Origin of the sequence: Sphingobium sp. B8D3B (assembly GCF_025961875.1) — a bacterium.
Classification (GTDB): Bacteria; Pseudomonadota; Alphaproteobacteria; order Sphingomonadales; family Sphingomonadaceae; genus Sphingobium.
Window position 1 is genome coordinate 330,283 of sequence record NZ_JAOQON010000001.1, and the last position, 16,573, is coordinate 346,855.

Sequence of the window (16,573 nt, forward strand, 5' to 3'; positions counted from 1 at the left end):
TCATTTTTTGGTAACCATGGTGAAACGGATCAGTCATACACCGCGCATAGGCAGCGCTTGCTTTGCTGGAGGGCATCAAATCTAGGATGCGGTGGACCGATCTCATTCGGCGCGCGCGACAGGGCCGGCCCGCCGGTTCTTCCAGCCTCGGTCAATGGATCGAGGCGGTGCTGCTCGTCGTCCTCATTATTCAGATCGCCCGGCTGCTCTGGGCGCTCGGCACGCCGGTTGGCCTGTTCGGCGACTGGCGCGCGCGTGAGCCCGTGCTCGTCTCCGCGGATGCGCGGAGCGCCCTGTTCGCCGGCTTCGATCCGTTCTTCCGCACCGGCGCGAGCGCGGGCGGTGGCGTGCAGCAAGTCACGTCCCTGCCGTTCCGCCTGTTCGGCATCCGTCTCAACGAGGCGTCGGGCCAGGGTTCGGCGATCATCGCCAATGAAGCGGGCGAGCAGGCCAGCTATGCGGTGGGCGATCAGATCGCCCCGGGCATCATCCTCAAGGCCGTGCAGTTCGATCATGTCGTCATCGAGCGCGGCGGTGTCGGCGAGACGCTCTACATCGATCAGTCCGGTGGCGACGCGCCCGTGGTGCCCGCGCCGCCGGCCGAGGGCGGCCCTGCCATGCCGCCGGAGATGGTGACCGGCGCCGGTCCGCAGGCCCCTGCCGCGGCGTTGACGCCCGACTCGGTGATGAAGGCGGTCAACATGGCGCCGCGCAATCAGGACGGGAAGGTTACCGGCATTGTCCTCAACGCCGGCAGCGATAGCGGCGCACTGTCACAGGTCGGCTTCCGGCCCGGCGATATCATCGTGCAGATCAACGGGCGGCCCGTAACATCAATGGGCGACATCGCCCAGTTGCAGGCGGCGCTCCGGCCCGGTGCGCGCCTGTCCCTCATGGTCGAGCGCGGTGCCTCCACCGTGCCCATCTCACTCAATCTCCCGGAACGCCAATGACCCTGCTTCCCAAATTCCGCCGTTTCGCCGGCAGCGCTATGATCGCGCTGCTGCTCGCCGTGCCGGCGGTCGGCCAGTTGACGCTGAATGTGCGGGATGCCGATGTGCGCGCCTTCATTCAGGATGCGGCGCGGGTGACCGGTCGCACATTCATCATCGACAATCGGGTGCAGGGCAAGGTTTCGGTCGTGACGGATCGGCCGCTGTCGCGCTCTGAATATTTCGAGATTTTCCTCTCGACTCTGCGCGCCAACGGGCTGGTTGCCGTGCCTGCGGCGGGCGGCGCCTTCCGCATCCAGCCGGTCGAGGGCGCGGCGGGCCAGCCGGGGCAGGTGGGCCGGGCGGCCAACAGCAACCAGTTCGTGACGGAAGTCATCCGCCTGCGTTCCATCGACGCGCAATCGGCGTTGGAAACGCTCCGCCCGCTGGTGAGCCGCGATGGCTCGATCACCGCCAACCGCTCCGGCCGCTCCATTGTGGTCGCGGATTATGCCGACAATATCCGGCGCATCCGCCAGGTGCTCGCGCAGGTGGATACGGACGGATCGACCACGCAGCTCATCACGCTGAAAAATGCCGGCGCGCGCGAGATCGCCACGTCGCTGCAAGGGCTGCTTGCGGGCGAGGAGGGCGCGCCGTCCCGCGCGACTATCGTCGCGATCGACAGTTCCAACAGCATCGCCCTGCGCGGTGACGCGACGACCGTGCAGCGCCTCGCCGCGATGGTGCGGGATATCGATTCGCGCGCCGCCTCCGGCACGGAAATTCGCGTCTATTGGCTGCAGCATGCCGATGCGGACAAGATGCTGCCGGTACTCCAGCAGTTGCTGGGTCAGGCCGGGGTGGTTTCGGAGACGCCCTCGGCGCCCACGCGGTCGAGCACGCCGGCTGCGGCTGGGAGCGCGCCGGCGGCGCCCGCAGCGCCGGTCTCGACCCCCGCTGCGGCCACGGCGGCCAGCGGAAGCGGTATCGGGCGCGGCCCCGCGGTCGTGACCCGCTATGAGGGCGCCAATGCGGTGATCGTCGCCGCCAATGGCGACACGCAGCGGATGCTGGGCGAAGTGATCCGTCAGCTCGATACTCGCCGCGATCAGGTGCTGGTCGAAGCGATCATCGTCGAGATCGGCGACAATGCCGCGCGGCAGCTCGGGGTGCAGTTCCTTGTCGGCAGCACGTCGACCGGCTTTGCCGCGACGAACTATTCCAATGCCAGCCCGAACATCCTGACGCTGGCCGGCGCGCTTGCCGCCCGAAATCTGAGCCAGACGGAAACGGTGGTGGTGGCGCCGGACGGCACGCGCACCACGACCACGACGACCGAGAATAGCGGCCTTGCCAATCAGCTGCAGAGCGCGGCCGTCGATTCGCTGGCGGCGGCGCGCGGCGGCTTTGGCGGCATCGCGACGGAACTGGGCAGCAACGGCGTGTTCGGCGCGATCATCAACGCGGTTCAGTCGGATACCGAGAGCAACATCCTCTCGACGCCGCACATCACCACGCTCGATAACCAGCAGGCCAAGATGCTCGTCGGGCAGGAAGTGCCGGTTGCGACGGGCGAGGCGCTCAGCCCCAATTTCGATAACAAGTTCCGCACCGTGCAGCGGCAGAATGTCGGCATCATGCTCGACGTGACGCCGCAGATCAGCTCGGAAGGGACGATCAAGCTGTTCATCAAGCAGGAGGTCAGCAGCGTCGCCGGGCCGGTCTCCAACAACAGCAGCGATCTCATCATCAACAAGCGCGAGTTCGAGACGACGGTTCTGGTCGATAATGGCGATATCCTCGCCATCGGCGGCCTGCTCGACGAGAATGAGCGCCGGACGATCGAGAAGATCCCGCTGCTGGGGGATATTCCGCTGATCGGTGAGCTGTTCAAGTCGCGCAGCCGGGCGAAGGCCAAGACCAACCTGATGGTCTTCATCCGCCCGACGATTCTCGGCAGCCGCGCCGATGCGCGCAAGATGACCGCCCAGCGCTATGGCTATATTCGCGGCCAGCAGATGCTCGCCAACCCGGATGTCGAGCCGTCCATCGATCAGCTGGTGCGCGAATATCTGGGGACGACGCCGCCGGTCGCCGAGCCGAAGCCTGGCGATCAGGTGGTCGACGGGCGGATCGCGACCGGGCAGGAGGTGCGCTCCCAGCAGGTCGTGCGGCCGGGCGCGGTCAAGACGACGGACGTGCCATGAGCGAGCCCGAGCGCCCCGCTCAGGCCGAAGGCGCGCCCCTGCCGGTGCCGGCTGAACTGATGCCGCCGGTGCAGGCATCTGACGAACCCGCGCCGCTGGTTCACGAGACATTGCCGGTCGATATTCCCTATGCCTTCGCACGCAAGCATGGCGTGGTGCTGGTGGCGGACAAGGCCGAGGCGGATGCCGCGCAGCCCCGCCTTGCCGTCGCGATGCGGGAGGGCGCCGATCCGCGCGTGCTGGTGGAGGTGCGCCGGCATCTTGCCCGCAGCTTCGATGTCTCGATCGTCAGCCAGCAGGATTTCGACAAGCATCTCTCCAACCATTACGCCATGGAAGGCTCGGCAGCGGCGATGGCCGGCTCGCTTGCCATGGGCGGGGACGATCTCGATTTCATCGCCGGCGACCTGCCGACCGCCGAGGATCTGCTCGACAGCGGCGACGACGCACCGGCGATCCGCCTGATCAACGGCATTCTTGCCGAAGCGGCGCGGCAGGGCGTCAGCGATATCCATATCGAGCCTTACGAGACCGGCCTTGTCGTGCGGATGCGCATGGATGGGGTGCTGACCGAGACGCTGCGGATGCCGCCGCATGTCGCCCCGGTCGTCGTCAGCCGAATCAAGGTGATGGCGCGGCTGGACATTGCCGAGCGGCGCGTGCCGCAGGATGGCCGCATCGGCCTCACGCTGGGCGGCAAGCTGCTGGACGTGCGCGTCTCGACCTTGCCCAGCCGGGCGGGCGAGCGGGTCGTCATGCGTATTCTCGACAAGGAGAATGCCGGCATTTCGCTCGATGTGCTCGGGCTGACTGGCACCGCCGATGGCGTCTTCCGTCGCGCGCTGGAGGAGCCGAACGGCATCATCCTCGTCACCGGCCCGACCGGCAGCGGCAAGACGACCACGCTCTATGCCGGCCTGCGCCAGCTGAATGACGGTAGCCGCAACATCCTCACGGTCGAAGACCCGGTGGAATATGCCATCGAGGGTGTCGGCCAGACGCAGGTCAATGCCAAGGTCGGCCTCACCTTTGCTGCCGGCCTGCGTGCCATTCTGCGCCAGGACCCCGATGTGGTGATGGTCGGCGAAATTCGCGACCGGGAGACGGCGGAAATCGCCGTGCAGGCCTCCCTCACCGGCCACCTCGTGCTCTCGACCGTCCACACCAATGATGCGGTGGGCGCGATCACCCGGATGCGCGACATGAAGGTGGAGCCGTTCCTGCTCGCCTCAACGCTGCGCGCGGTCATCGCCCAGCGGCTCGTGCGGCGGCTGTGCCCGCACTGTCGCGAGCAGGTGCCGGCGGACAAGTCGGTCAGCGCGCTGCTCGGCATTGACGAGGGTACGCTAATCTATCGCCCGCGCGGGTGCGACCAGTGCGGCAATAGCGGCTACAAGGGCCGGATCGGCGTGTTCGAGGCCATTCGCGTGGACGAGACGATCCGCCGGATGATCAACGAGGGCGGCGATGAATCGCGCATTGCCCGCCACGCCTATCTCAATGCCCCCAATCTAGTTTCCGCCGCGCGGGCGCTGGTGCTGAGCGGCGAGACGAGCGCGGAAGAAGCGATTCGCATTTCGCGGCACGAAGCGGTCGATGCCTGAAATCGCGATGCCCGAGAGCGGCCATGCCTGAGTTCGACTATGTCGTCATCGACGGCGCCGGGCGGGAGAAGCGCGGGCTGATCCGCGCGGAAACCGCCACCGATGCGCGCAGCGCGCTGGCGGCGAAGAAGCTGTTCGTGGTGCGCATCGGCGAGGGGCGGGGCTCCTCGGGTACCAAGGCCGAAGGCAAGGCCCGGCCGGCGCGCAGCCTGCTGAGCTTTGAGCGCAATCGGCTCTCAAACAAGGACCTCACCTTGTTCACGCGTCAGCTCTCCACGCTGGCGCAGGTCTCGCCGCTGGAAGAAGCGCTGCGCACGATCACCCGGCAGAGCGAGAAGCCCCATGTGCGCGAGATCGTCTCGCGAGTCCATCAGGGCGTGGTCGAGGGGCGCACGCTGGGAGAGGCGATGGGGATGGACCCGCGCAGCTTCCCCGGCCTCTATCGCGCGATGATCGCGGCGGGCGAGCGCTCCGGCAGCCTGCCCATGCTCACCGAGCGGCTGGCGGTGTTGCTCGAACGGCAGGCCGTCATGCGCTCCAAGCTGCTGACGGCGCTGGCCTATCCGACCGTGCTCGCGGCCTTCGCGGTCATCGTCATTATCTCGCTCATGATCTTCGTGGTGCCGCTGGTGGTGGAACAGTTCGATACGCTCGGCCAGCAACTGCCGCTGCTCACCCGCATTGTGATGGCCATCTCCAACCTGCTGGCAAGCTGGTGGTGGGCCATCCTGATCGTGCTGGTGGCGCTTGGCTTCATCGGTTGGCGCGCGCTCAAGAATGAGGATGTACGCTTGCGGGCCGATGCGATGCTGCTTGGCGTGCCGTTCGTCGGCCGGCTGCTGCGCGATCTGCACGCCGCGCGCATGGCCCGCACGCTGGCAACGATGGTGCAGAGCCGCCTGCCGGTGATGGAAGGCCTCTCGCTCACCGTGCCGACCATCCACAACCGCGTGTTACGGGCCGCGACGAGCGAGATCGTGGAGTCGGTGCGCGGCGGCGGCAGCCTGTCCGCTGCGATGCGCCGTGCCGATGTATTCCCACCGCTGCTCGTCTATCTCGCAGCCAGCGGCGAAAGCGCCGGCCAGCTCGACCTGATGCTGGAGCGCGCCGCCGAATATCTGGAGCGCGAGTTCGACAGCTTTACCGCTGCGGCGCTCTCCATGCTGGAGCCGCTGATCATCATCCTCATGGGTGGTATCGTGGCGATCATCATCCTCTCGATTCTGCTGCCGATCATGCAATTGCAGAATCTCACCGGTGCCGGAGTCTGATTCATGAAGTTCGCGCGTTTTCTCGCTTCCTCCCTCCCCCGAAAGGCACGGCGGTCGCGATCCTTCGGACGTGCCCTGCGGGGGCCGCAGCGGCCGAGCGAGCAGGGCTTCACGCTGATCGAACTGCTGGTGGTGATCGTCATCATCGGCCTGCTCGGCACCATCGTGGCGATCAACGTGTTCGGCGCGCTCGGTACGAGCAATGTCGCCAAGGCGAAGGCCGATATCTCCGTCATCGAATCGGCGCTGGAGCAGTATCGGCTGGATAACCTCACTTATCCCAGCACCAGCGATGGCCTGAATGCGCTCACCGCGCCGCCGCCGGGCCTGGCGCAGCCGGAGCGCTATCGCGTCGGCGGGTACGTCAAGAAGCTGCCGAACGATCCCTGGGGCAAGCCCTATCAATATGCCGCTCCCGGCCGTCGCGGCGCCTTCGACGTCTATTCGCTGGGCGCCGACGGCCAGACAGGAGGCGAGGGCGAGAATGCCGACATCTATTCGAGCGATCTTTAAGGGCAGCGCACCGGCGCCGGTCCGTCAGGGAGATTGAGGCATGAGGCGGGGCACGCCCGGTCATCGGCAGGGCTTGCCCGTGCCGCGCCGCGCGTGCGCATCCGCCGGCTTCACCTTGCTGGAAATGCTGGTCGCCCTTGCCATCTTCAGCCTCGCCGCGCTGGCGCTGGTGCGCCTGCAAGGCGTCTCGGCGCGGACCTCGGTCGATCTCAACAGCCGCACCTTGGCGCAGATCGTCGCGCGCAACCTCATGATCGAGAAAATGACCGATCCGCAGCCCCCGGCGCTGGGCGCGAGCAACGGCGTGGCCGAGAATGGCGGCCGCAAATGGCCGTGGATTCAGCGGGTCGACAAGGGGGAAGATGGGCGCCTGCTCATCGTGACGGTGCGTGTGGATGCCGGGCCGGGCCAGTCGCCTGCCGTCCTCACCTTCGGGCGGCCGGCGCAATGATGCGGCGGGCACCGGCCTCGCCTGTGACGCGCGGCACGGCCGGCTTCACGCTGGTCGAACTGATGGTCGTCATCGCGATCATCGGGCTGATCTCGGGCGCGGTTGTCCTCACCATGGCCGATCCGCGCGGGCGGGTCTCGGGCGATGTCGACCGCTTTGCCGGGCGTGTGCGCGCCGCGCGGGATAGCGCCATCATTGCCGGCCGCCCGGTCGCCTTGTGGGTCTCCACCACCGCTTATGGCTTCGAGCGGCGGGCGCAGGGGCAGTGGGAGCCGATCACGGAAGGGCCGCTCGCGGCGCATGACTGGTCCGGCGAGACCCGCGCCGCGCTCGGCCAGCAGACCCGCCTGCGGGTGATGTTCGACAGCGTGGGGCAGGCCGATCAGCCGCTCGATTTTGCGCTGGAGCGGGACGGGCAGAAACTGCCGGTGCGCATGACGATGGACGGCAAGGTAACCAGCGGTGACTGACGCGCGCGCCATTGGCCAGGCCCATGCGGGCGAGGAGGGCTTTACCCTCATCGAGCTGCTGGTGGCGGTGATGATCTTCGCCATGCTCGCGACGGCCGGTGTCGTGCTGTTGCGCACCAGCGTGGACGGACAGGCCGCAATCAGCCGCAATCTCGATGCGCTGGCCGATGTGCAGCGTGGCGTGTCCCTGCTGGATGCCGATCTCTCGCAGGCTGTGACGCGGATCAGCCGGACGGAGGCCGGAACGTTCGCGCCGGCTTTTTTCGGCCGCGCCGCGCAGAGCGAGGAGCCGCTGATCCAGTTCGTGCGCGCGGGCTGGAGCAATCCTGCCACATTGCGCCGCCCGACCTTGCAGAAGATCGAATATTGGTGGCGGGACGGGCGGCTGGAACGCATCGGCTACCCGGCGCTCGATGGCGCGCAGCCGCCGGCCCCATCCGTGCTGTTCGAGCATGTGACGGCGCTCAGTCTGCGCTACCGGGCGCGCAATGGCGTCTGGCAGGACCGCTGGGCCTCCGTGCGCCCGACCGAGCTGCCGACCGTTGTTGAACTCACAGTCGGGCGCCGGAGCGCTGCGCCAGTGACGCTGCGCTTTCCGGTCGGCACGGCGATGTATCAGCCGCCGGCTCAAGAGGCGGAGGCTGCCAGTGCGCCCTGACCTCCTTCATGCCCGCACGGCAACGCCGACGCGTGAGCGGGGCGCCGCGCTACTCACGGTGCTGCTACTCGTGGCCATTCTGTCTGTCGTCACGGCGGTTGCGCTGGACCGCCTCACATTGGCGAGCCGGATGACCCGCAACATTGTCTCGGCCGATCAGGGCCGCGCCTATCTGCTCACCGGCGAGCAGATGGTGGCCAATCTGGTGAGCGACCTTGTGGCGGTGAACGCGGATCGCACCACCTTGCAGGGCGGCTGGCTGGGCCGCGACCAGACCATCTCTGTGCCCGGCGGCGCGGTGACCGTGCAGCTGGTGGATCGCGGCAATTGCTTCAATCTTAACAGTCTGGTCGTGGGGCCGGAGCCGGCGGGCGGGGTAGAGGGGGATGCCTCCACCATGCAGCTCGCTGCCCGGCCGGTCGGCATCGCTCAGTTCGCGGCGCTGATGCGCTTGCTCGGCGTCGATCAGAATGCCGCTACCCAGATCGCGATTTCCGCCGCCGACTGGATCGACAGCGATTCAGAGCCGGGCAATGGCGGCGCGGAGGACAATTATTATGCGGGGTTCGATCCGCCCTATCGCGCGGCCAACACATTGATGGCCGATCCGAGCGAGCTGCTGATGGTCAACGCCATGACGCCGCAGGTCTATCAGCGCATCCGCCCGTGGGTCTGCGCCTTGCCGACGACGCGCCTCTCGCCGATCAACATCAATACGCTGCTGCCGGGGCAGGCCGTGCTGCTGGCCATGCTCGCGCCGGACAGTCTCGGGCTCGAACAGGCGCGGCAGGTGCTGGCGCAGCGCCCTGCGGATGGGTATGGCAGTGTGAACGCCTTCTGGTCTCTCCCGCAGCTTGTCAGGCTTGCGTTGCCCGAGGATGTGAAGAACCAGACCGTGGCCAGGACGCGCTGGTTCGAAGCGACGTTGCGAGCGGATCTCGGGGGAGACCAGGTGAGTGAGATTGTGCTGATCGATGCGGAGACGCAGCCGGCCCGGCTGATGCGCCGCCAATGGGGTGACGAGAGTTGAAGCACGATTATGTCATTGTTCTGCCGCGCGAGAGCGACACGCCCCCGGTCTGGTATCGGGTGGCGGACGAGCAGATCGTGCGGCGCGGACGCGGCATCGAATGGTTTCCGCCCGAACAGGCGAACGAGACCGAGCCCGCCGTCGGCCACGCCATGCTGGTGCTCCCGCCGCATGTGACGACGCTCCACTTCATCGCCTGCCCCGGCATGACGCCAAAGCAAGGCGCCGCCGCGGCGCGGCTGATGGCGCTGGAGGCGAGCATTGGCGATGGGGACCAGCTTCACGCCGCCGTTGCCGCCAATGACGATCCCGATGCGCCGCATGTGGTGGCCGTCACCAGCCGCAGCGCCATGACGCATTGGGTGGACTGGGCGACAGAGCATGGCATCGCGCAGGCAAGTCTCGTCCCTTCCGCTTTGCTGCTGCCGGCGCCTGAGGATGGCTTTGTCCATGCGCCCATTGGCGGCGCGGACGTGGTGCGCGGGCGCGACAGCGCGTTCGATGGCAGCGAGCCGCACGCGCCGCTCATCATCGGCGAGGCGCCGCTGACCCGTCTGCCACCTGATAATGTCGATGAGGCGCTGTTGCTGGCGCTGGCGACGCCGCCGCTGGATCTGCGGCAGGGCGCCTTCGCTCGCCGCGCGCCGGCCTTGTTCGGCAAGGATCGCTGGCGGCGCATGGCCATCATGCTCGGGCTCATTCTGCTGGCCAGCCTCATCGTCTCGCTCATCACCATCGTTCGGCTGAATGCGGAGGCCTCCCGACTGGACGCGCAGACCGTGGCCATCGCGCAAAGTGTCGATCCTGCGGTGGCCGATGCGGCCGGTGCAGAGGCGCGCGTGACCGCCTTGCTCGGCGCGCGGGGCGGGCGCGGCGGGTTCACCGGCACGGTCGCCGGGCTGATGAGCGCCATGCAGGTCAACGCCAATGTCACGCTCACCAGCATCAATCAGGGCAGCGATGGCGCGCTGCGGGTGCAACTGTCCGCCAATCAGGCCGAGGAGATCAATGAGGTGCTGATCGCCATTCAGGAGGCCGGCTGGCGGATCAGCGCCAATGCCGTGCAGCAGCGCGGCGCGCGGATCGTCGCCGATATCACGGTGGTGCGCTGATGCAGGGGCTGCGGACCTGGTGGGCCAATCACAGCCTGGCCGAGCGTCGCTTCATGGCGGGGCTGGGCATCGTGGCGTTGCTGATCTTCCTGTGGCTGGGCATCTGGCGCCCGGTGAATGATGGGCTGGCGGCCGGCTGGGAGCGGCAGGGCGCCGCGCTGGATCGCTACGCGTCCGTGCGGGCCATGGTCGCAGAATTGCGCCAGAAACCGCAAAAGCGCGTGCAGGGCGAGCGCCTTGCGGTCGATCAACGCATCGGCCAGACAGCGGCGGAAGCGGGCTTCACGCTGGATCGCGCCGACCAGCAGGGGCAGGGCCGCATGTCGGTGAACATCGCCTCGGCGCGCGTCGGGCCGTTGCTGCAATGGATCGCGCGGCTGGAGGCAGACGGGGTTGCGGTCCAGACGATCAGCATCGTCCCCGGCGCGGCAGAAGGCACCGTCTCCGTGCAGGCCGTGTTCCAGGAGACGCAGCCATGATGGCGATGGTCCAGACGACGCGGGCGCGCATCATGCTCGGCGTGATCTTCCTGATCGCCCTGCTGGTGACATGGCCGCTTTATGCCGCCTTCGCGCTGTTCGGCCTCAAGGACATGGGCGTCGCCGCCCGATCCCTGCGCGGGCCGATCTGGTGGGGTGGCGCCGAGGAGTTGCAGATCCGCGGTGTTCAGCTGGGCACGGTGGATGTGTTCCTCAGCCCAATCCAGTTGTTCGTGGGCCGCGTGCGCATCGACATCGTGCGGCGGCTGGGCGACCGCGATGATATCAGCGGGGCCTTCACGCTGGGGCTCAACCGGCGCGGCGTGGACGATGTGACCGGATCGGTCGCGCTCGGCGCACCGCTGGCGCCGCTGCCGGTGAGCCGGGTCGAGTTCGAGGATATGACCGTCCACTTCTCCGGCGGCATGTGCACGAAGGCGGAAGGGCGGGTGCGCGCGCGCGTGCCGGCGATCATGAGCGGGCTGGGCCTCGCCAATGGCCTTGCCGGCGCGGTGCGCTGCGCGGGCGATGCAGTGGAACTGCCGCTGGTCAGCCAGTCCGGTCAGGAGCAACTGTTCGTGCGGATCAAGCAGGACGGCAGCTATGAGGCAACGATGCGCATGCGCACAACCGATCCGCTGATCGGTGCGGCGCTGGGCGCCAACGGCTTTCAGGCAGTCAATGGCGAGCAGGTGCTGCGAACCGTCGGCCGGTTCTGACCAAGCGATGCTGGGGGCCGATCTGTTGCGCGTGGCGCTGGGCTGTGGCCTTGGCCTGATCGCCGGCAGTTTTCTCGGCGCCATCGTGACCCGCTGGCCGCGGGGCGGGTCGGTGATGCGCGGGCGCTCCGCCTGCGATGCCTGCGGGCGGACATTGGGCGCGATCGACCTCATTCCACTGCTCAGCGCCTTGCGGACGCGCGGCCGTTGCCGGACCTGCGGTGCGCGGATCGATCCGGCGCATATGATCATGGAACTGGGTGCAGCCCTCATCGGTGGCTTCAGCGCTTGGGCTTTGCCGCTGCCTGCTGCCGCCCTGGTCGCGGTGGCGTTGTGGATCTTGCTGGCGCTGGCGGTGCTGGATGCGCGCCATTTCTGGTTGTCCGATGCCTTGACGTTGCCGCTCGCGGTGCTGGGCCTCACGCTCGGCGACTGGCTGGTGCCCGCGCCTTTTGCGGACCGCATGATCGGCGCCGCCATCGGCTATATCGGCCTGTTCCTGCTGGCCACGAGCTACCGGCGCCTGCGTGGACGTGATGGGCTGGGCTTGGGGGATGCCAAACTGCTTGGCGCGATCGGCGCGTGGCTCGGCTGGCAGCTGCTGCCGGTCGTGCTGTTGCTGGCCAGCATGGGCGGGCTGATCTGGGCTGTCATCCTGCGTCTGAAGGGGCACGCGCTCTCCGGGAACATGCGCTTGCCGTTTGGCACTTTCCTCTGCCTCGCCGCACCGCTAGCGGCGCGACTTGCGTGGACCATCGCCCCGTGACGGTGATGCGTTAGGGTCAAACTTCACCGTTCATGCTGAGTAGGGTCTGAGGTACGCCGCAGGCGCGTATCGAAGAGCCGTATCGAAGCATCGCAGCGCACGGGCTTGTCCTTCGATACGCCGCTTCGACAGGCTCAGCAGCTACTCAGGACGAACGGAGGGGAGGTCCGCAATGGCGTCGTGTCCGGAAAGGCAGCTTTTGAAAAATAGAGCGCAACATCCGCCTTCCGCCGAATCCCGGAATTTGTCCAAGCCTCTTGAGACCCCGCAGGGAACCAACCACCGCGCCGCGGGGTTCATTCCCGGAGGTATCTCATGGCAGCGCGTGCATATTGGCGTGGGCAGATCAAGCTGGCGCTCGTTTCAATCCCCGTGGAGGTCTTTTCCGCCACACGCTCGGGCGCCAAGATCGCTTTTCATCAGGTCCATGAGCCTAGCGGAAAGCGCATCCGCTATGAGAAGGTCGCACCCGGCGTCGGGCCGGTTGATCGCGACGAGATCATGAAGGGCTTTGAGGTTTCCAAGGGGCAGTATGTGCTGCTCGACGATGAGGAAATCGAGGCCGTTAAGATCGAGAGCCGCAAGACGCTGGACCTTGTCCAGTTCGTCGACGCGAGCGAGATCGACGTCCTCTATTACGACAAACCCTATTACGTCGTGCCGGCGGACGATCTGGCCGAGGAAGCCTATGTGGTCCTGCGCGATGCCTTGCGGCAGGCGAAGAAGGTCGGCCTGGGACAGCTTTCCGTGCGCGGGCGGGAGCAGCTGGTCTCCATCAAGCCGTGCGGGCGCGGGCTGGTGATGGAGGTGCTGCGCTATGCCGACGAGGTGGTGAAGGCACAGGGCTTCTTCCGCGATATCGGCGACACCAAGCCGGAGGCCGATTTGCTCGATCTCGCCACCGCGCTGATCGACAAGAAAAGCGCGCCGTTCCACCCGGCCGAATTTCAGGATCGCTACATCCAGGCGCTCGAGGGGCTGATCGAGAAAAAGCGCAAGGCGAAGGGCGGCAAGCGCATCCTCGAGGATGCCGAGGAGGCGAGCCGGCCCGGCGGCAGCAATGTCATCGATCTGATGGCTGCGCTCAAGAAGTCGGTTGGCGATGGTGGGGCTGCCAAGAAGGGCGGCACAACCAAGAGCGCGCCCGCCAAGAGCCGGGCAACCGCCAGCAAGAGCGCAAAGGCTCCGGCCTCGAAGGCGGCGGGAAGCCGGGCAACCGCATCACGGTCGAGCCGCCGCAAGAGCGCCTGACATGGATCTCAACCCCGGAACGCCGCTGCATTGGGTCGATGGGGAGGTGATGCTGCGGCTGGGCATCGCGGCCCTGCTGGGATTGGCTCTGGGGCTGGACCGGGAATTGCGAGGACACGCTGCCGGGCTCCGCACTCATGGGCTCATCTGCTTCAGCGCGGCGGTGATGACGGTGAGCTCGATCTCGCTCTATCGCCAGCTTGCGACCGGCCAGTCGGGCATGGATCCGCTGCGTATCTTTGAGGCGACGGGGACGTTCGTCGGCATCATCGCGGCAGGCCTCATCGTCTTCAGCAAGGGCGAGGTCCATAATCTCACCACCGCGGCGCACATCTGGCTGGCGACCGTGGTGGGCATTGCGTGCGGTGCGGCGCAGTGGCCGCTGGTTTTGGTGGCGAGCATCGTGTCGGTGGTGATGCTGACCTTTCTGCGGCTGGTGGAGCGGCGCTGGATCGAGCCTCGCCTCGCAGAGAGGGCGTCCGACAAGGAAAAGGAGAAGAGCTGATGCCCAGAAAGAGCCCCCTTGCCGATTATGACGCCAAGCGCGATTTCACGCGGACGCCCGAGCCGGCTGGCAAGCAGGAGCGCAGCCCCGGCGGCAATCTGTTCATCGTGCAAAAGCATGACGCGACCCGTCTGCACTGGGACTTCCGGCTGGAAGTGGACGGCGTGCTCAAGAGCTGGGCGGTGACCAAGGGGCCGAGCGTGGACCCGGACGACAAGCGCCTCGCGGTACGGACGGAGGATCATCCGCTCTCCTACGCGACGTTCGAGGGGATCATCCCCAAGGGTGAATATGGCGGCGGCACGGTGATGCTGTGGGACAAGGGAAGCTGGGCGCCGGTGGAAGGCAAGAGCGCCAAGGACATCGAAAAGGGCCATCTCCATTTCCGGCTGGAAGGCGAGCGGATGAAGGGCGAATGGCTGCTGGTGCGCATGAAGCCGCGCCCCGGCGAAAAGCGCGAGAACTGGCTGCTGCGCAAGATCGACGACGCCTTCGCCAGCACCGGCGACGTTCTGGTGGAGCAATCGCTGACGTCCGTGCTCACCGACCGCACCATGGCGGAGATCGCGGCGGATACGGCGGGCGCGCAGTCGCTGGCCGGCAAGAAGGGCAAGGCCTTTACCCAGGCGATGGAGGCCGCCGCTGCGCATAATGACAAGGCTGCCAAGAAGGCGGCGGCGCCTGAGCGCCGGGCGTCGAAAGCTCAGTCGAAAGCCAAGCGGCCGGATTTCCAGTCCGTGCAGCTGGCGACCCTGGTCGACGCGGTGCCAACGGGCAATGAGTGGATGCACGAGATCAAGTTCGACGGCTATCGTGCGCTCGCAGCCGTCAACGGGGCGGATGTTCGGCTCTTCACGCGCAGCGGCCTCGACTGGACGGACAAGTTTCAGCCCATTGCCGATGCCCTTGCCGCGCTGGATCTGCCGCCGGCGCTGATTGACGGCGAGATCGTGGCGCTGGGTAAGGGCGGCAATCCCGATTTCTCGACGTTGCAGGCCGCGTTGAAGGGTGAGGGCAAGGCTGCGCTGAGCTTCTTCGCCTTCGATCTGCTGAGCCTGGATGGCACGGACCTGCGCGCCAGCTCGAACATCGAGCGTAAGGAGCGGCTGGAATCGCTGCTCCATGCGGCACAGCCCCCGCTGCACGTTGCCGATCATGTCATTGGCGCGGGCGAAAAGCTATTTTCCGCCATGTGCAAGGCGGGTGGCGAGGGGATTATCTCCAAGCGCATCGACGCGCCCTATCGCGGCGCGCGGACCCGCAACTGGCTCAAGGTCAAATGTACGCTGCGGCAGGAGTTCGTGCTGATCGGCTGGAGCCGCAGCAGCGCCAAGGGGCGCCCGTTTGCCTCGCTTCTGCTGGGCCAGCGAGAGGGGGAGGAACTGGTCTATAAGGGCAAGGTCGGCACCGGCTTCGATGCGGCGACGATGGACGATCTCGCGGCCCGCTTCGCCACGCGCGCGCTCAAGACCCCGGCGGCGGAGGTGCCCCGGGGCGAGGCACGCGGCGCGCAGTGGATCAAGCCGGACCTGGTTGCCGAGGTGGCCTTTGCGGAATTTACCGGCGACGGCCGAGTTCGGCATGGCAGTTTCCTGGGGCTGCGCAGCGACAAGGATGCGACCGCCGTGACGCCCGAAAAGAAAGCGCCCGCACCCAAGGCGAAAAGCGAAGTGCCGATCTCCAACCGGGAGCGGGCGATTTTCCCCGAGAGCGGGCAGACCAAGGGCGATCTGGCCGATTATTATGCGGCGATCGCGCCGATCATGCTGCCCTTCGTCTCGGACCGGCCGATCAGCCTTGTGCGCTGTCCGCAGGGCCGGGCGAAGCAGTGCTTTTTCCAGAAGCATGATAGCGGTTCGTTCGGCGCCCATGTGCATCATGTGCCCATTCGCGAGAAGGATGGCGGCACGGAGGATTATCTCTACGTGCAGGATAGCGAGGGCCTGCTCGCCTGCGTGCAGATGGGGACCATCGAGTTTCACGGCTGGGCCGCGCGGGCCAGCGATGTCGAGCATCCTGACAAGATGATCTTCGATCTCGATCCCGATGAGGCGCTGGATTTCTCGGAGATCATCCGCGCGGCCCGGGATATCCGCCGGCGGTTGGAGGATATCGGGCTGGTCAGCTTCGCCATGCTGTCCGGCGGCAAGGGCGTGCATGTGATCGTGCCGCTCACGCCGGGGCATGATTGGGACACGCACAAGGATTTCTCGCATCGCTTCGCAGAGGCGATGAGCATGGCCGAGCCGGAGCGCTTCGTCGCCACGATGAGCAAGGCCAAGCGCAAGGGGCGCATCTTCATCGATTATCTGCGCAACCAGCGGGGCGGCACGGCGGTGGTGCCCTATTCCGCGCGCGCCCGTGCTGGCGCGCCGGTTGCGGTGCCGATCAGCTGGGAGGAGCTGGAGGATGCGAAGGATGCGCATCCGTTCAGCATCGCGGATGCGGAGGCCTTGATCGAGCGGTCACGGGACAAGTCGCTGCGGGGCTGGGGATTGATGGCGCAGAGCTTGCCGGAGTTGTGATGCTCGGCATCGCACCGCCGCTCCGTTCGTGTCGAGCCCTTCGACTGCCCGCAGGCGGGCGGTCAGGATAAACTTCA

16 protein-coding genes are annotated in these 16,573 nt (G+C 66.8%); all 16 read left to right on the plus strand.

What is annotated here, in order from left to right; all coding sequences use genetic code 11:
* The first annotated feature begins 86 nt into the window (after window positions 1–86).
* Window positions 87–953, plus strand: coding sequence for a type II secretion system protein N (locus M2343_RS01525; RefSeq protein ID WP_264575329.1), 867 nt, complete (start codon window positions 87–89; stop codon window positions 951–953).
* Window positions 950–3,142 carry a type II secretion system secretin GspD gene (gene gspD / locus M2343_RS01530; RefSeq protein WP_264575330.1) on the plus strand — a complete coding sequence of 731 codons (2,193 nt, stop codon included), beginning with the start codon at window positions 950–952 and terminating at the stop codon, window positions 3,140–3,142. Before M2343_RS01525 ends, gspD begins: the two co-directional genes overlap by 4 nt.
* A 59-nt stretch (window positions 3,143–3,201) precedes the next feature.
* The gene (gene gspE / locus M2343_RS01535; RefSeq protein WP_264577467.1) at window positions 3,202–4,746 is read left to right on the plus strand and encodes a type II secretion system ATPase GspE; all 1,545 of its coding nucleotides are present in this window, start codon (window positions 3,202–3,204) and stop codon (window positions 4,744–4,746) included.
* A 23-nt stretch (window positions 4,747–4,769) separates the two neighbouring features.
* Window positions 4,770–6,017: a type II secretion system inner membrane protein GspF gene (gene gspF / locus M2343_RS01540; protein ID WP_264575331.1), complete on the plus strand. Its 1,248-nt coding sequence runs from the start codon at window positions 4,770–4,772 to the stop codon at window positions 6,015–6,017.
* A gap of 3 nt (window positions 6,018–6,020) precedes the next feature.
* Entirely contained in the window at window positions 6,021–6,530 is a 510-nt protein-coding gene (gene gspG, locus M2343_RS01545) for a type II secretion system major pseudopilin GspG (protein ID WP_264575332.1), read from the plus strand.
* A 40-nt stretch (window positions 6,531–6,570) separates the two neighbouring features.
* On the plus strand, window positions 6,571–6,981 hold the full coding sequence (gene gspI / locus M2343_RS01550; protein ID WP_264575333.1) for a type II secretion system minor pseudopilin GspI: 411 nt from the start codon (window positions 6,571–6,573) through the stop codon (window positions 6,979–6,981).
* Window positions 6,978–7,451, plus strand: coding sequence for a GspH/FimT family pseudopilin (locus tag M2343_RS01555; RefSeq protein ID WP_264575334.1), 474 nt, complete (start codon window positions 6,978–6,980; stop codon window positions 7,449–7,451). Before gspI ends, M2343_RS01555 begins: the two co-directional genes overlap by 4 nt.
* Window positions 7,444–8,109, plus strand: a complete 666-nt coding sequence (gene gspJ / locus M2343_RS01560) for a type II secretion system minor pseudopilin GspJ (protein WP_264575335.1) — start codon at window positions 7,444–7,446, stop codon at window positions 8,107–8,109. Before M2343_RS01555 ends, gspJ begins: the two co-directional genes overlap by 8 nt.
* Window positions 8,099–9,139 carry a type II secretion system minor pseudopilin GspK gene (gspK, locus tag M2343_RS01565; protein WP_264575336.1) on the plus strand — a complete coding sequence of 347 codons (1,041 nt, stop codon included), beginning with the start codon at window positions 8,099–8,101 and terminating at the stop codon, window positions 9,137–9,139. Before gspJ ends, gspK begins: the two co-directional genes overlap by 11 nt.
* The gene (gspL, locus tag M2343_RS01570) at window positions 9,136–10,251 is read left to right on the plus strand and encodes a type II secretion system protein GspL (protein ID WP_264575337.1); all 1,116 of its coding nucleotides are present in this window, start codon (window positions 9,136–9,138) and stop codon (window positions 10,249–10,251) included. Before gspK ends, gspL begins: the two co-directional genes overlap by 4 nt.
* A complete protein-coding gene (locus M2343_RS01575; RefSeq protein WP_264575338.1) occupies window positions 10,251–10,730 on the plus strand; it encodes a type II secretion system protein M in 480 nt (159 codons plus the stop codon). Before gspL ends, M2343_RS01575 begins: the two co-directional genes overlap by 1 nt.
* Complete coding sequence (gene gspN / locus M2343_RS01580; RefSeq protein ID WP_181560233.1) at window positions 10,727–11,449, plus strand: type II secretion system protein N; 723 nt, start codon at window positions 10,727–10,729, stop codon at window positions 11,447–11,449. Before M2343_RS01575 ends, gspN begins: the two co-directional genes overlap by 4 nt.
* Before the next feature lie 7 nt (window positions 11,450–11,456).
* Complete coding sequence (locus M2343_RS01585) at window positions 11,457–12,215, plus strand: prepilin peptidase (protein ID WP_264575339.1); 759 nt, start codon at window positions 11,457–11,459, stop codon at window positions 12,213–12,215.
* A gap of 315 nt (window positions 12,216–12,530) precedes the next feature.
* Complete coding sequence (locus M2343_RS01590) at window positions 12,531–13,466, plus strand: Ku protein (RefSeq protein ID WP_264575340.1); 936 nt, start codon at window positions 12,531–12,533, stop codon at window positions 13,464–13,466.
* 1 nt (window position 13,467) lies between these two features.
* Window positions 13,468–13,971 carry an MgtC/SapB family protein gene (locus M2343_RS01595; protein WP_181560228.1) on the plus strand — a complete coding sequence of 168 codons (504 nt, stop codon included), beginning with the start codon at window positions 13,468–13,470 and terminating at the stop codon, window positions 13,969–13,971.
* The gene (gene ligD / locus M2343_RS01600; RefSeq protein ID WP_264575341.1) at window positions 13,971–16,496 is read left to right on the plus strand and encodes a DNA ligase D; all 2,526 of its coding nucleotides are present in this window, start codon (window positions 13,971–13,973) and stop codon (window positions 16,494–16,496) included. Before M2343_RS01595 ends, ligD begins: the two co-directional genes overlap by 1 nt.
* Window positions 16,497–16,573: the final 77 nt, after the last annotated feature.

What these genes read in the sequence shown, in the direction of transcription:
- gspI (WP_264575333.1), top strand. Translation starts at nt 6,571, where the DNA reads ATGAGGCGGGGCACGCCCGGTCATCGGCAGGGCTTGCCCGTGCCGCGC.
- gspE (WP_264577467.1), top strand. Translation starts at nt 3,202, where the DNA reads ATGCCGCCGGTGCAGGCATCTGACGAACCCGCGCCGCTGGTTCACGAG.
- M2343_RS01585 (WP_264575339.1), top strand. Translation starts at nt 11,457, where the DNA reads ATGCTGGGGGCCGATCTGTTGCGCGTGGCGCTGGGCTGTGGCCTTGGC.
- M2343_RS01575 (WP_264575338.1), top strand. Translation starts at nt 10,251, where the DNA reads ATGCAGGGGCTGCGGACCTGGTGGGCCAATCACAGCCTGGCCGAGCGT.
- gspD (WP_264575330.1), top strand. Translation starts at nt 950, where the DNA reads ATGACCCTGCTTCCCAAATTCCGCCGTTTCGCCGGCAGCGCTATGATC.
- ligD (WP_264575341.1), top strand. Translation starts at nt 13,971, where the DNA reads ATGCCCAGAAAGAGCCCCCTTGCCGATTATGACGCCAAGCGCGATTTC.
- M2343_RS01595 (WP_181560228.1), top strand. Translation starts at nt 13,468, where the DNA reads ATGGATCTCAACCCCGGAACGCCGCTGCATTGGGTCGATGGGGAGGTG.
- M2343_RS01590 (WP_264575340.1), top strand. Translation starts at nt 12,531, where the DNA reads ATGGCAGCGCGTGCATATTGGCGTGGGCAGATCAAGCTGGCGCTCGTT.
- M2343_RS01525 (WP_264575329.1), top strand. Translation starts at nt 87, where the DNA reads ATGCGGTGGACCGATCTCATTCGGCGCGCGCGACAGGGCCGGCCCGCC.
- gspN (WP_181560233.1), top strand. Translation starts at nt 10,727, where the DNA reads ATGATGGCGATGGTCCAGACGACGCGGGCGCGCATCATGCTCGGCGTG.
- M2343_RS01555 (WP_264575334.1), top strand. Translation starts at nt 6,978, where the DNA reads ATGATGCGGCGGGCACCGGCCTCGCCTGTGACGCGCGGCACGGCCGGC.
- gspG (WP_264575332.1), top strand. Translation starts at nt 6,021, where the DNA reads ATGAAGTTCGCGCGTTTTCTCGCTTCCTCCCTCCCCCGAAAGGCACGG.
- gspF (WP_264575331.1), top strand. Translation starts at nt 4,770, where the DNA reads ATGCCTGAGTTCGACTATGTCGTCATCGACGGCGCCGGGCGGGAGAAG.